At 71.5% G+C, this 13,922-nt stretch carries 8 protein-coding genes; 5 read left to right on the top strand and 3 right to left on the bottom strand.

Annotation, left to right across the window (positions count from 1 at the left end):
* The first annotated feature begins 47 nt into the window (after positions 1-47).
* Complete coding sequence (locus ACIA8R_RS36615) at positions 48-932, top strand: glycerophosphodiester phosphodiesterase (RefSeq protein WP_397042299.1); 885 nt, start codon at positions 48-50, stop codon at positions 930-932.
* Between the two features lie 65 nt (positions 933-997).
* Here the strand turns inward: ACIA8R_RS36615 and ACIA8R_RS36610 are convergent, their stop codons facing one another.
* Positions 998-3,808, bottom strand: coding sequence for a vitamin B12-dependent ribonucleotide reductase (locus ACIA8R_RS36610; RefSeq protein WP_364090763.1), 2,811 nt, complete (start codon positions 3,806-3,808; stop codon positions 998-1,000).
* A complete protein-coding gene (nrdR, locus tag ACIA8R_RS36605) occupies positions 3,805-4,260 on the bottom strand; it encodes a transcriptional regulator NrdR (protein WP_103955744.1) in 456 nt (151 codons plus the stop codon). The genes ACIA8R_RS36610 and nrdR overlap by 4 nt, the downstream gene beginning before the upstream one ends.
* A gap of 2,473 nt (positions 4,261-6,733) precedes the next feature.
* Between nrdR and lexA the strand changes: the two genes are divergently transcribed.
* A complete protein-coding gene (gene lexA, locus ACIA8R_RS36600; RefSeq protein ID WP_352325993.1) occupies positions 6,734-7,441 on the top strand; it encodes a transcriptional repressor LexA in 708 nt (235 codons plus the stop codon).
* Between the two features lie 512 nt (positions 7,442-7,953).
* On the top strand, positions 7,954-9,099 hold the full coding sequence (locus ACIA8R_RS36595; protein WP_397042298.1) for a MalY/PatB family protein: 1,146 nt from the start codon (positions 7,954-7,956) through the stop codon (positions 9,097-9,099).
* 57 nt (positions 9,100-9,156) lie between these two features.
* Here ACIA8R_RS36595 and ACIA8R_RS36590 read toward each other — a convergent pair whose 3' ends face one another.
* Positions 9,157-12,303 (bottom strand): PDZ domain-containing protein, encoded by a 3,147-nt coding sequence (locus tag ACIA8R_RS36590; RefSeq protein WP_364090772.1) that lies wholly within the window; start codon positions 12,301-12,303, stop codon positions 9,157-9,159.
* Positions 12,304-12,459: 156 nt separating this feature from the next.
* Between ACIA8R_RS36590 and ACIA8R_RS36585 the strand changes: the two genes are divergently transcribed.
* Complete coding sequence (locus ACIA8R_RS36585) at positions 12,460-12,882, top strand: hypothetical protein (protein WP_397042297.1); 423 nt, start codon at positions 12,460-12,462, stop codon at positions 12,880-12,882.
* 49 nt (positions 12,883-12,931) lie between these two features.
* Entirely contained in the window at positions 12,932-13,900 is a 969-nt protein-coding gene (locus ACIA8R_RS36580; protein WP_357698660.1) for a TIGR03557 family F420-dependent LLM class oxidoreductase, read from the top strand.
* Positions 13,901-13,922: the final 22 nt, after the last annotated feature.

The following is a 13,922-nucleotide window of genomic DNA, read 5'->3' as shown; positions in this document are numbered from 1 at the left end:
TTGTCATGGTCGGGTTTGTCGGTCCCCTCCCCCAACCGAGGAGATCCATGTTCCGGCGACTCGCCCTGTCCCTGCCCCTCGTCCTCCTGGCCCTGGCCTCACCACCCGCCGCCGCGGTCGGCACTGCGGTCGGCACTGTGGTCGGCACTGTGGTCGGCACTGTGGTCGGCACTGTGGTCGGCACTGTGGTCGACGTCGCCCATCGGGGCGCGTCGGCGTACGCGCCGGAGAACACCGTCGCCGCCTTCCAGCTCGCCGCCCGCCAGGGGGCCGCCATGTTCGAGCTGGACGTCCAGGAGACCAAGGACCACGAGCTGGTCCTGATGCACGACACCACCCTCACCCGGACCACCGACGTCGAGCACGTCCTGCCCGAGCTGGCCCCCTGGCGGGTGCGCGACCTCACGCTCGCGCAGATCCGCAGGCTGGACGCGGGTTCCTGGTTCGACCGGGAGTACACCGGCGAACGGGTCCCGACCCTCCAGGAGGCGCTGCGCGCGATGGCCGGTTCCCGCGTCGGCCTGCTGATGGAGGTCAAGGAGCCCCGGCTCTACCCGGGCATCGAGGAACGCATCGTCCGCGCGCTGCGCGCCGATCCCGTCTGGCTCATGCCGGGGCGGCTGGTGGCGCAGTCGTTCGACTGGGACTCGATGCGCGCCTTCCACCGGCTGCTGCCCGAGGTGCCGATCGGGCTGCTCGGCACGCCGGACGCCGACACGCTGTCCGGCCTGTCCAGGTTCGCGACATACGTCAACCCGCCGTACGCCGGGATCACCCCTTCGTACGTGCGGCTCGTCCACGACCACGGCATGAAGGTCTTCGCCTGGACGGTCGACAGCCCCGACGTCATGCGCCGCCTGCTGACGTACCAGGTGGACGGCATCATCACCGACCGGCCCGACGTCCTGCGCGACGTGCTGACCGAGACCTGACCCCGCGAACGCCGCTGAGGGGGACCCGTTCCCGGATCCCCCTCAGCTCAGCTCAGCAACTCGGATCAGCTGCAACCGCTGGTCGAGCCGCAGCCCTCGCAGACGTAGCAGCTTCCGGCGGGCCGCATCTTGGTGCCGCAGGTCATGCAGAGCGGCGCGTCGGCGGTGAACCGCTGGTGGCTCTCCAGCGTCAGCTCCTTGACCGGCTCCGGCTTCGGCTTCTCCTCGATCGGCGCCGACTGGGCCAGCGCCTCGCGGTCGACCGCCTCCTGCAGCGCCGCCGGGTCCTCGCCGCGCTGCTGCGCGGCGCGCTCGGCCGCCGAGAAGATGCCGAGGGCCGCCCGCTCGTCGTAGGGCAGGTGGTCGAGGGCCAGACGTCGGAAGATGTAGTCCATCACCGACGTGGCCATCCGGATGTCCGGGTCGTCCGTCATGCCCGCCGGCTCGAACCGCATGTTGACGAACTTGCTCATGTACGTCTCCAGCGGCACCCCGTACTGGAGGCCGATGGAGATCGCCACCGAGAAGGCGTCCATGACGCCCGCCAGCGTCGAGCCCTGCTTGGACATCTTGAGGAAGACCTCGCCGAGCCCGTCGTCAGGGTAGGACGAAGCGGTCATGTAGCCCTTGGCCCCGCCCACGGTGAAACGGGTGGTCATGCTGGGACGCTGGTTGGGCATGCGCCGCCGGGTCGGCCGGTTGACCTCGATGACCTTGACCTCGGGCTCGGCCTCGACGGCCTTCGGCTCGTCCTTCTTGGCGCCGTTGCCGGCCGACAGCGGCTGGCCGACCTTGCAGTTGTCGCGGTAGACGGCCAGCGCCTTCAGGCCGAGCTTCCAGCCCTCCAGGTAGACCTGCTCGATGTCGTCGATCGAGGCCGACTCCGGCAGGTTGACCGTCTTGGAGATCGCGCCGGACAGGAACGGCTGGGTCGCCGCCATCATCCGCACGTGGCCCATCGGCGCGATGGCCCGCTCGCCCATCGCGCAGTCGAACACCTCGTAGTGCTCCTTGCGCAGGCCGGGGGCGTCGACGACGTGGCTGTGCTCGCCGATGTACTCGACGATGGCCTCGATCTGCTCCTGCTGGTAGCCGAGCTGCTTGAGCGCCCGCGGGATCGTCTGGTTGACGATCTGCATCGAGCCGCCGCCGACCAGCTTCTTGAACTTGACCAGCGCGAGGTCGGGCTCGATGCCGGTGGTGTCGCAGTCCATCATCAGGCCGATGGTGCCGGTGGGGGCGAGCAGGCTGGCCTGGGCGTTGCGGTAGCCGTTCTTCTCGCCGACCTTCAGGCACTCCGACCACTGGCGCGACGCCTCGGCGTGGATCTTCGCGTCCATGGTGCCGACCGTGCGCAGGTTGTCGTTGGCCGCGGCGTGCTTGCGCATGACCCGCTTGTGCGGCTCGGCGTTGCGGGCATAACCGTCGTACGCCCCCACCACGCCGGCCAGCTCGGCGCTGCGTCGGTAGGACACACCGGTCATCAGCGACGTGATCGCCCCGGCCACCGCGCGGCCGCCGTCGGAGTCGTAGGCGTGGCCCGTGGCCATGAGCAGCGCGCCCAGGTTGGCGTAGCCGATGCCGAGCTGGCGGTAGGCCCGCGTGGTCTCGCCGATCCGCTCGGTCGGGAAGTCGGCGAAGGTGATCGAGATGTCCATCGCGGTGATGATCAGCTCGGTCAGCTTGACGAAGTCGGCGACGTTGAAGGTGTTGTCGTCCTTCAGGAACTTCAGCAGGTTGATGCTGGCCAGGTTGCACGAGGAGTTGTCCAGGTGCACGTACTCGGAGCACGGGTTGCTGGCGGTGATCCGGCCGGTCTCCGGCGTGGTGTGCCAGTCGTTGATCGTGTCGTCGTACTGCACACCCGGGTCGGCGCACTCCCAGGCGGCCTTGGCCATCTTGCGGAACAGGTCCTTGGCGTCGACCTTCTCGATGATCTCGCCGGTCAGGCGGGCGCGCAGGCCGAACTCGTCGCCCTTCTCCACCGCCTTCATGAACTCGTCGGAGACGCGCACCGAGTTGTTGGCGTTCTGGTACTGGACGGAGACGATGTCCTTGCCGCCCAGGTCCATGTCGAAACCGGCGTCACGCAGGGCGCGAACCTTGTCCTCTTCGCGCGCCTTGGTCTCGATGAACTCCTCGATGTCGGGGTGGTCGACGTCGAGCACGACCATCTTGGCCGCCCGGCGCGTCGCGCCGCCCGACTTGATCGTGCCCGCGGAGGCGTCCGCGCCGCGCATGAAGCTGACCGGGCCGCTGGCCGTGCCGCCGCTGGAGAGCAGCTCCTTGGACGAACGGATGCGGGACAGGTTGACCCCCGACCCCGAACCGCCCTTGAAGATCACGCCCTCTTCCTTGTACCACTCCAGGATCGACTCCATCTGGTCGTCCACGGAGAGGATGAAACACGCGCTGACCTGCTGCGGCGACGCGGTGCCCACGTTGAACCAGACCGGCGAGTTGAACGCGAAGACCTGGTGGACCAGCGCGTGCTTGAGCTCGTGGTCGAAGATCTCGGCGTCCTCGTCGCTGGCGAAGTAGCCGTGCTCGATGCCCGTCCTGGTGTAGACGCCGACGACCCGGTCGACGAGCTGCTTCAGGCTCCACTCGCGCTGCGGCGTGCCCACGGCGCCGCGGAAGTACTTGGTGGTCACGATGTTGGCCGCGTTCACCGACCAGGACTCGGGGAACTCGACGCCCCGCTGCTCGAAGTTGATCGAGCCGTCGCGCCAGTTCGTCATCACGACGTCACGGCGCTCCCACTGGACCTCGTCATACGGGTGCACGCCGGGCTTGGTGAAGATCCGCTTCATCCGCAACCCCTTACGCGGCCTCTTTCCCCCGCGCGCCACTGAACCGCTGGCCGTGTCCGTCATGACTCCCCCTTCTCCGCCTTCAACTGTGAGATCTCGGCTTCGAAGTCCGCCAGGCTCTCGAAACCGCGATAAACCGATGCGAATCGCAGGTAGGCCACCTCGTCCAGCTCCCGGAGCGGACCGAGGATCGCCAGGCCCACCTCGTTCGACGGCAGCTCGGCCGCGCCCTTGGCCCGGATGGCCTCCTCGACGCGCTGCCCGAGCTGCGCCAGCGAGTCCTCACTGACCGGCCTGCCCTGACAGGCCCGCCGCACGCCCGCGACGACCTTGTCCCGCGAGAACGGCTCCGTCACCCCGCTGCGTTTGCTCACCATCAGCAGGACGGTCTCCTGCGTGGTGAACCTGCGCCCGCACTCGGGACAGGTACGGCGGCGCCGGATGGCCGCGCCGTCGTCCGTGGACCGGCTGTCGATGACCCTGGTGTCAGGGTGGCGACAGAACGGACAGTGCACGGCTTCGCCTCCTTGACCTGCACGGCACACCACACGCGTAAAACCCTCGCCGCGGTACGCTCGCGCACGCCCCACGGCTCGCCATGGTGCGGTCACGGAAACACAAGGTGTGGTGAACCGACATCGGTGTAACTACTAGATGTTGTGGTCCAACCGTAGAAGCGCGCGACCATGAACGCAAGTTGAGCGGCACCGTGGAGCCGAAGTCGCTGATCAGCCCCTCAGTCACACAGGCCCCGGGCGTGTCGCCCCCGGCCAGGCCCCCGCGCGCCCGCGCCGGCCGCCCTCCGTCACCCGACGGCGACCAGCCCAAACAGGCCCCACAAAGGTACCGGAGCCCACACCCTCCCCCCACCTCCCACGGCTCCCGAAAGACCCTCCCCCCTACCCCCGAAATCCCCACAAGAACCTCCGCACCCGCCACCACCACAGATCAGCCCTGCTCCCACGCACACCCACCGGAACCGGCCCCTTGACGCAACAGGACCGCCCCGCCCAGAGGCGGCGGGCGAGACCGGCGTGCCCCTCCCAGAGGCCACCGGCGAAGGCGAAGGGGACCGGCCCACCCCTCCCAGAGGTCACCACCGGAGGCGAACGCGCCCGACCTGTCCCGTCCAGAAGCGAACAGGCGATGCGGCGCGGTCAGTTCACCCCTCCCAGACGCCCCCGTCGGAGGTGGCGGGACCGGCGGCTCAGCGCTCCGGACGAGACCGGCCCGACCGGCCCCGACCCCCAGCGGTCAGCCGTCAACGGTCGGCCGGTGGGCGGTCGGCGGCGCGGAGGGACGTGCAGCCTGGCGCCGGGACGGAGCGCCGGGCAACCCGCCAAGGCGCCCCCGCCCCACCGCCGGTCACCGCGCGTCCGCGATCCCCCACACTCCGGCCCCCAGAACGGCTTCCACCGACGACACCCCCGCACGGCCAGGCACCACGGCACCCGCGGCCGCATGCCCAGCCGCCCGCGTCCCCAGCCAGAACCCGCCCAAGGACAGCAACACCATGCCCACCACGAGCACGATCCGCCCCCGCCGGGTCAGCCGCACCGGAGGAGCGGGAGCCTTGCCCCCTCCACTCCGCACGATCACTCCGACGCCACGCCCCGGCCGCCGCAACGCCCGACGACTCCACACACGCCCTCCGCCGTTACCGGCCCGAGCACTTCCGACCCCCACGACACGCCCCAGCACCTCACGCCCCCCGTGAACCTCTCCCCCACCGGAACTCCCATCCCCTCGCGCCGCCCGACGCCCCGAACCCCCCGGCCCGGCCAGCACCTGCCCCCGCTGCACAGCCTCGCCCGAACGCCCTCTCCGCCGCCCGAACCGCCCCGCCACCTGCCCCCGATCCCCGTCAGAAGGCTCGCCCGAACGCCTTCTCCGCCGCCCGAACCGCTCCGCCGTCTGTCCCGGGCCTCGCCTCTGCGTGTCGAGCCGACCGCCCGTCTCCTCCCGACGCCGCCCCTGCGTCTCCGTCTGCTCGGCCGCCCTGTCACCGGAGCGGCGCCTTCGAGCGTCGAGTCGGCTCACGGGCTCGCCCGGGCGGCGCCGTCCCCATGGGCGGTCGCCTCGGGGGTCCGGGCGTCGTTCCCGACGGCCGTCCGGCAGGTCCGCCGAGGCCCGTCCTGTCTGTCGTGCCGCCCGGCCTCGTGTCTCCGTCGCCTCCGCCTCGCCCTCCGGACGTCGTCGGCGTGCTTCGGGTGGCCGTCGGCGCTGTTTGCCGCGCGGAGCCTCCCCGGCCCCTCGCTTCTCGGCCACGTCCGCCCCTGGACGACGCCCCTCGCGCCCCCGCGCCAGACGCCCTGCCCGTCGGCCCGAACCCCGCTCGCGTTCGGCGGAGGCGGTCTCGGGCGGTCGGTCGTGGAGCTGGGTGACGTCCGTCCCGGCAGCGACGCCCCGGCCCGCGTGGCGGCGGCCGGTGAGCGTGGCGTCGGTGAGGCGGGGTTCCGCGCCGTCCCGCGCCCCCGCCCGGTCGGTGTCCGCGTCCGCGTCGGGGCGCGGCGAGGGGACCAGCCACAGACGGGGGCGGTCCGAGCCGCGCGCGGCGCCACCGGAGCCGCCGGCACGGCGCCGCCGGGTGTTCGAATCGGGCGCGGGCCGTTCTGCCCGGTTCTCGTGCCGGCCGGAGCCCGTACGCGGGTCGTCCCCCCGTCGGCCCCGCCCCCGGGTGGCGTCGGCGATGAGAGTGAGCCGGTTGACGTCTTCGCTGGTCGTGTCGGTGCTCGGGATCGTTCGCACGATTGACCTCCCGCCGTCTGGCCCGAGGAAGCGGCCAAAATATGATCAGCAAATCGAACACGGTGTCGATCGAACTCCCGTACGATGTTGTACACCACGCTGGCAACAATTTCGAGGAAGACTCGAACAATTGTTTGAAGATGATCTTCAACAGCGATACGGTCGCTGTGTGCGACATCAAGACCACGGACCGGGAGGTTCGCCGGTGAGGCGGGCCGCCGCCAGGCGAGGAGGAAGAGCATGAGCGAGCGGGAAGACGCGAACGGGGTCACAGACCTCGCGGTGCGCCGACGCGACTCCCTGGGCCTGACGCCCAGGCAGCGCAAGATCCTCGAAGTGATCCGCGATTCGGTGCAGCAGCGCGGCTACCCGCCCTCGATGCGCGAGATCGGCGAGGCCGTGCAGCTGACGAGCACGTCCAGCGTGTCGCACCAGTTGACCGCCCTGCAGCGCAAGGGCTACCTGCGGCGCGACCCGCATCGGCCGCGCGCCCTGGAGGTGCGCCTGCCCGGCGAGCCCGTGCTGTGGGTCGACCCCGACGCGACCGACGACGAGGCGCCCGTGAGCCGGCCGACCGCCGCCTACGTGCCGCTCGTGGGCCGCATCGCCGCCGGTGGCCCGATCCTGGCCGAGGAGAGCGTGGAGGACGTCTTCGCCCTTCCCAAGCAGCTCGTCGGCGAGGGCACGCTCTTCCTGCTCCAGGTCGCCGGTGACTCGATGATCGAGGCCGCCATCGCCGACGGCGACTGGGTGGTCGTCCGCCAGCAGCCGGTCGCCGAGAGCGGCGACATCGTGGCCGCCATGATCGAGGGCGAGGCCACGGTCAAGACGTTCAAGCGCAAGGACGGGCACGTGTGGCTGGTGCCTCACAACCCGAACTACGAGCCCATTCCCGGCGACGAGGCCAGCGTTCTGGGCAAGGTGGTGGCCGTCCTCCGTCGCCTCTAGCACTCCGTCGCCGACCGGCAGCCGCCCTCCTCCACAGGGGGTCGCGGCCGCCGTCCGACTTCCATACGATCCGGCCTCCCTCGTACGGGGGCGGCGGTCGCTCGCGCCATCTGGCGATTCCTCGCAGGTCGCACGCACCTGACGCCGCCCTCCCCGGCGGGGCCCTTCACCCGGCCTCACCGGGGAGGGCGGCGCCGCGTGGCCCGCTCGCGCCCCTCCAGGCCCGGACAGCAGCAACACGGCCGGGCCCATCACGCATGCCGCGACAGGGCGCCCCAAAGGCGAAAGACGACCGGTAGCGCGCCCGCTCCAACGAGCCCCGCTTCCGCCGGCGCAGCCACAAACGCCTCCACGACGGCCACCGACGACCACCGACCACAGCCACCATCGGGCACCCACCGCGCCCACCAACCACCGGTACCAGCCACCGGTACCAACCACGGGTAACAACCGCGCGGGCACGGCGTCATGCCCCACGGCCCTGCCACGCCGCAAACTCCTAGAATGTGCCCGTGACCGACACGAACCCCCCAAAAGAGACGCATGCCCCCAAAGAGACCAACGTCTCCAAGGAGATGCAGGACCTCAAAGAGACGCATGACGGTCTCAAGTGGGCACTCCCCGCCCCCGGGGTCATCCCGGCCTGGATCGCCGACATGGACCTCTCCACCGCCCCCGAGGTGATCGAGGCCCTGACCCGCCGCGCCGCCGGCGACCTCGGCTACCCGACCTGGCTCGACCAGCCGCAGAGCGGCCCCCTGGCCGAGGCGTTCGCCGAGCGCATGGCCGCCCGCCACGGCTGGGCCGCCGACCCCTCGTACGTCCACACGTTCAGCGACATCAACCAGGCCCTCCAGGTGCTGCTGCACCTCTGGACCAGGCCCGGTGACGGCGTCGCGCTGCACACCCCCGCCTACCACCCGTTCCTGACCACCCTCGACACCATGGAACGCCCGCTCGTCCCCATCCAGCTCGAACCGGACGGCGACGCGTGGCGGTTCGAGGTGCCCGACCTGTCCGGCTGCCGGGTGCTCCTGCTGGTCAACCCGCAGAACCCGACGGGCCGCGTGTTCACCCGCGCCGAGCTGGAAGGGCTGGCCGAGCACGTTGAGCGCCACGACCTGCTGGTCCTGGCCGACGAGATCCACGCCGACCTCACGTACGAACCGCACCGGCACATCCCCTTCGCCACGATCCTCCCCGAGCGCACGGTCACCCTCACCTCGGCGACGAAGGCGTTCAACCTGGGCGGAATCCGCTGCTCGGTCGCCCACATCGGCCCCGCCGAGGTGCGCGCGGCCGTGGCGGCGCAGCCGCCGTTCCTGTTCGGGTCGGCGAACCTGCTCGGGGTGGAGGCCACGGTCGCGGCCTGGCGGCACGGTGACGCCTGGCTGGACAGGACCAGGGCGCTGCTCGACCGCAACCGCCGCCTGATCGCCGAGCGGCTGCCGGACCGGTTCGGGTACCGGGTCCCGCAGGCCACCTACCTGGCGTGGCTGCACACCGGACGGCCGGGCACGGCCGAGGTCATCGAGCGGGAGGCGAAGGTGCGGCTCAACGACGGCGCGGCGTTCGGGCCGGGCGGCGCGGACTACGTACGGCTGAACTTCGCGACGACGGAGGCGATGTTGTCGGAGATCCTCACCAGGCTGAGCTGAGGAACGACCCGGCCAGGCCGAGGGGCGGCCCGGACGGGCCACCCCTCGGCGGGAGGATCAGCCCAGCGGCGGCAGATCGGGCGCGGTGGCGGCCGGGCGCTCCTCAAGGGCGGCGAGCGCCAGCTCGACCGCCTTCTCCAGCTGCGGGTCACGGCCCGCCACCCGGTCCTGCGGCGTGATCACGACCTCGACGTCAGGATCGACGCCGTGGTTCTCCACGCCCCAGCCCGGCCCCTCCAGCCAGAACGCGTACCGCGGCTGGGTCACCACGGTCCCGTCCACGAGGGAGTAGCGCGAGTCGATGCCGATGACGCCGCCCCAGGTCCGGGTGCCGACCAGCGGGCCGAGGGCGCGGTTCTTGATCCCGGCGCTGACGATGTCGCCGTCGGACCCGGCGAACTCGTCGGCGACGGCCACGATGGGCCCGCGGGGCGAGTCCTCGGGGTAGCGCATCGGCTCGTAGCCGCGGGCCCGCGCCCAGCCGGTGACCCTGCGCGACAGCTTCTCCAGCACGAGCTCCGACAGGTGCCCGCCGCTGTTCTCGCGCACGTCCACGACCAGCCCGTCGTAGGCCATCTCGGTACGCAGGTCGCGGTGGAACTGCGCCCACCCGGTGGCCACCATGTCCGGTACGTGCAGGTAACCGAGCCTGCCGCCGGACGCCTCGCGGACGAAGGCCCGCCGGTTCTCCACCCAGTCGTGGTAGCGGAGCTGGCTGTCGTCGGCGAGCGGGGTGACGACGACCCTGCGCGGCGAGCCGCCGGCGGCGGGCCGCACGGTCAGCTCCACGGGCTGGTCGGCGGTGCCGGACAGCAGCGCGAGCGGGCCGCGTACCGGATCGACCGGACGTCCGCCCACCGCCACGATCGCGTCACCGGGACGGATCGCGACGCCGGGCGCGAGCAGCGGCGAGCGGGCCGCGTGGTCGGACGTCTCACCGGGCAGGATGCGCTCGACCCGCCACGTCCCGTCCTCGTCCTTGGCCAGGTCGGCGCCGAGCAGCCCCTGACGGCGGCGCGGATCGGTGACGCCGTCGTGGCCCCTGGCGTAGGCGTGCGAGGTGCCCAGCTCGCCCTGCACCTCCCACAGCAGGTCGATCAGCTCGGAGTGGCTGCCGAGGCGGGAGACCAGCGGCTCGTACCGGTCGAGCGTGGCCTGCCAGTCGTGGCCGCCCATGTCCTCGCGCCAGAAGTGGTCGCGCATGAGCCGTCCGGCCTCGCGGTAGCCCTGGAGCCACTCGGCGACCGGGTCGATCTGGACGGTGATGCGGTCGAGGTCGATCGTGACGACCTCGTCGCCCTCGCCGGCCGCCCGCGTCTGCAGCCCGTTCTTGCCGTTGGTGACGAGCCTGGTGCCGTCGCCGCTGACCTCGAAGGCGCGCACCTCCTTGCCCAGCTCGGCCTTGGCGCGCTTCTTGAGGTCGTAGCGTTCGAGCACGGTCTCGCTCGTCGGCTCGGTGCCGTCGCCGAGCTGGCCCGTGACGGGGTGGCGGAGCCACAGCAGCGCGTCCTTGGCGGTCCTGAGGTTGCCGTAGCGGCCCGCCGGCACGGGGACGGGCACCACCCGCGAGGCCAGCCCCTCGGGGTCCACCTCGGTACGCGGCGGCGCGTCGTCCTTCTTGTCGTCCTTGGCCGGCTTGTCGTCCTCCCCGTTGAACCCGCGTCCCTGCAACGACGGGTCGAACGGCGACGGCGTGGTGGCCTGCAGCGGCACGATGTACGGCCGGCAGCCCGCCGGGAACGACAGGTCGAAGACGTGCGCGTCGTAGACCGGGTCGAACGTGCGCACCGACAGGAACGCCAGGTGCTTGCCGTCCTTGGTGAACATCGGGTCGTAGTCGGAGAAGCGCAGCGGCGTCACGTCGATCACGGACGTGCCGTCCACGCGGCCCATCTTGATCTGCGACAGCGGCTCGTGGTCGGGGTGCACCCAGGCCAGCCAGCCGGAGTCCGGCGAGAAGGTGAGCCCGCTGATGTCGCCCTGCGTGGTGCGGTCCAGCTCCCGCAGGTCGCCCGACTCCAGGTCCACGACCAGCAGCCGCCCGTCGTGGGTGGCCACGGCCGCGTGCTTGCCGTCGGGCGCGGCGGTCAGTTCGAGCACCCTGCCGAGCTGCCCGCCGGCCAGGGTCCTGATCTCGCCGCCCGGGGTGCCGACCTCCAGGCCGTCCTCGCCGCCGGCGTCCGAGACCCACACGGCCCGGCCGTCGGCGCCGAGGGCGCGCGGCAGGCGCACCCGCACGCCGGGTTCCACCCGGAGCGCGCCCGCGGGCCCGTCGCGGTGGGTCACCCAGTGCGCGGTGCCGCGGAGCTCGACCGCGCTGGCCCGACCGGTCGCGTCCGGCGAGAAGCCCCCGACGCGCGTGGGCGCGGGCCGCCGCGCCCGTCCCGGCCGCGGGCCGCCGAGCTTCACGTCCAGTTTGTACGGCTCCGCGTCCAGGCTCTCCAGCAGCCACAGGTCCCCGGCGTGGCTGTAGATCACCCGCCGGCCGTCGCTCGTGGCGTGGCGGGCGTAGAACTCGTCGTGGGTGGTGTGCCGGCGCACGTCGGAGCCGTCGGGGAGGGCCGAGTAGAGGTTCCCGGCGCCGTCCACGTCGGACAGGTAGACGATCCGGTCGCCGACCCAGTTGATCGCCCAGTACTGGGCCGGGCTGTCGGCGAACAACCTGGTGAACTCCCCGTCGCCCTCGGCGTCGACCCAGATCTTGGCCGCCGTGCCGCCCTTGTAGCGCTTCCACTGGGACGGCTCGCGCCAGATCGGCGACACCGTGGCCACCTTCGAGCCGCTGACGGCCGCCTCGCCGACCCATCCGTACGGCAGCCGCGCCGCCGGCCCCCCGTCGAGCGGGACGGCGTACGCCCAGAGCCGGGTGCGCGACGCCTCCCCGGTGGAGCTGATCGCGAGCACGGCGTCGTCGCCGGCCCATCCGCGGACGCCGGTCATCGCGTTGCCCCAGTGCGTCAGCCGCGTGCCCTCGGGGCCGTCGAGCTCGGCCGCGAAAACCTCGGGGGCGCCCTCCTTGCCGCTGGTCCACGCGATGCGCGAGCCGTCGGGCGAGAACCGCGGGGAGGAGACCGGCACGCGGTCGGCGGTGAAGCGCCAGGCCCGGCCGCCGGCGACGGGGGCGAGCCAGACATCGTCGTCGGCGACGAAGGTGACCAGGTCACCGGACAGGTGCGGGTATCTCAGGTATGCGCCATATGTCACAGCTAGACACTAATGCGAGACACCAAACCAGCTAAAGATTTTCTCTCACAGCAGCGCTCCACCGTACGCGAACAGCCAAGACCGTCCGATGCCCCGGATGTGCGAGGAACGGCAGGGAAGGAGCTGAACGCCACAAATCACACACTGTGAGGAATCATGAGATTCATCGCCCGCCCGCACCAGCTCCCGCCCCGCCTGGCCGCCGCCGCCATCATCCTGAACTCCGGCTTCGGCAAGGCCGAGGCCGACGAGCAGACGGCGGCCGGCCTGCACGGCATGGCCTCGGGCACGTACCCGTTCCTGCGCGGCCTGGACCCGGTGGCCTTCACCAGGCTGCTGTCGAAGGGCGAGCTCGCCCTCGGGGCCGCGCTCGTCCTGCCGTTCGTGCCGTCGCTGCTGGCCGGCGCGGGGCTGACCGCGTTCGCGGCGGGCCTGCTCGGGCTCTACCTCAGGACGCCGGGCATGCGCGAGGAGGGCAGCCTGCGCCCGACCCAGCAGGGCATCGGCCTGTCCAAGGACCTCTGGCTGCTGGCCATCGGCCTGGGGCTGGTGATCGAGGAGCTCCGCAGTGCCGATTGATCTCCGGACGCCCGACCCTAATGCGGACGAAGATGGGTAGCCCGACCATATGGTGCAAATCGGCTACACCTTGATGTCCGAGCAGACCCCGGCCCGCGAACTGGTGGACTACGCCGCCACCGCCGAACGCGTCGGCTTCGACTACGCGGTCATCTCCGACCACTACTTCCCGTGGATCGAGGAGATGGGCCACTCGCCGTACTGCTGGTCGGTGCTGGGCGCGGCGGCGCAGGTCACCGAGCGCCTGCCGCTCATGACGTACGTGACCTGCCCCATCATGCGCTACCACCCGGCGGTGGTGGCGCAGAAGGCGGCCACGATGGGCGTGCTGAGCGAGGGCCGGTTCACCCTGGGCCTGGGCGCCGGCGAGAACCTCAACGAGCACGTCGTGGGCGAGGGCTGGCCGCCGGTGGACACCAGGCACCGGATGTTCGCCGAGGCCGTGCAGATCATCAAGGAGCTGTTCAGCGGCGACTACGTCACCTACCAGGGCGAGTTCTTCGACGTCGACTCCGCCAAGCTCTACGACCTGCCCGAGGAGCAGGTGCCGATCGGCATCGCCGCCTCCGGCGGCAGGTCGGCCGAGATCGCCGCCGACCTGGGCGACGTGCTCGTCGTCAACGACCCGATGCCCGAGGTGGTGCAGCAGTTCCAGGCGGCCGGCGGCCACGGCAAGCCGGTCTACGGTCAGCTGCCGATCGCCTACGACACCGACCCCGAGGCCGCCAAGGAGCGGGCGCACCGGCTGTGGCGCTGGTCGGGCGTCGGCGGCTGGAAGGTCATGGCCGAGCTGCCCGGCCCGGTGAACTTCGCCGCCGCGGCCGGCTCGGTACGCCCCGAGGACGTCGCGAAGAGCGTGCCGTGCGGCGACGACCTGGACGCGGTCGTGCAGGGCGTCAAGAAGTTCGCCGACGCCGGATACACCCACGTGGCGCTCGTGCAGATCGGGCACGACCAGCAGGAGCCGTTCTTCGACTGGGCGGAGAAGGAACTCCTGCCGGCCCTGCGCCGGATCTGACCGGACGAGACCCGGGGGCCTC

It is taken from the genome of Nonomuraea sp. NPDC051191 (assembly GCF_044455665.1).
GTDB lineage: Bacteria > Actinomycetota > Actinomycetes > Streptosporangiales > Streptosporangiaceae > Nonomuraea.
The sequence above is the reverse complement of the archived record's forward strand: the minus strand, read 5'-3'. Positions and strand labels throughout refer to the sequence as shown.

Bases quoted from the DNA above. Each gene is read 5' to 3' on its own strand.
- ACIA8R_RS36610 (WP_364090763.1), bottom strand. From the start codon at position 3,808: ATGACGGACACGGCCAGCGGTTCAGTGGCGCGCGGGGGAAAGAGGCCG.
- lexA (WP_352325993.1), top strand. From the start codon at position 6,734: ATGAGCGAGCGGGAAGACGCGAACGGGGTCACAGACCTCGCGGTGCGC.
- ACIA8R_RS36585 (WP_397042297.1), top strand. From the start codon at position 12,460: ATGAGATTCATCGCCCGCCCGCACCAGCTCCCGCCCCGCCTGGCCGCC.
- ACIA8R_RS36580 (WP_357698660.1), top strand. From the start codon at position 12,932: ATGGTGCAAATCGGCTACACCTTGATGTCCGAGCAGACCCCGGCCCGC.
- ACIA8R_RS36615 (WP_397042299.1), top strand. From the start codon at position 48: ATGTTCCGGCGACTCGCCCTGTCCCTGCCCCTCGTCCTCCTGGCCCTG.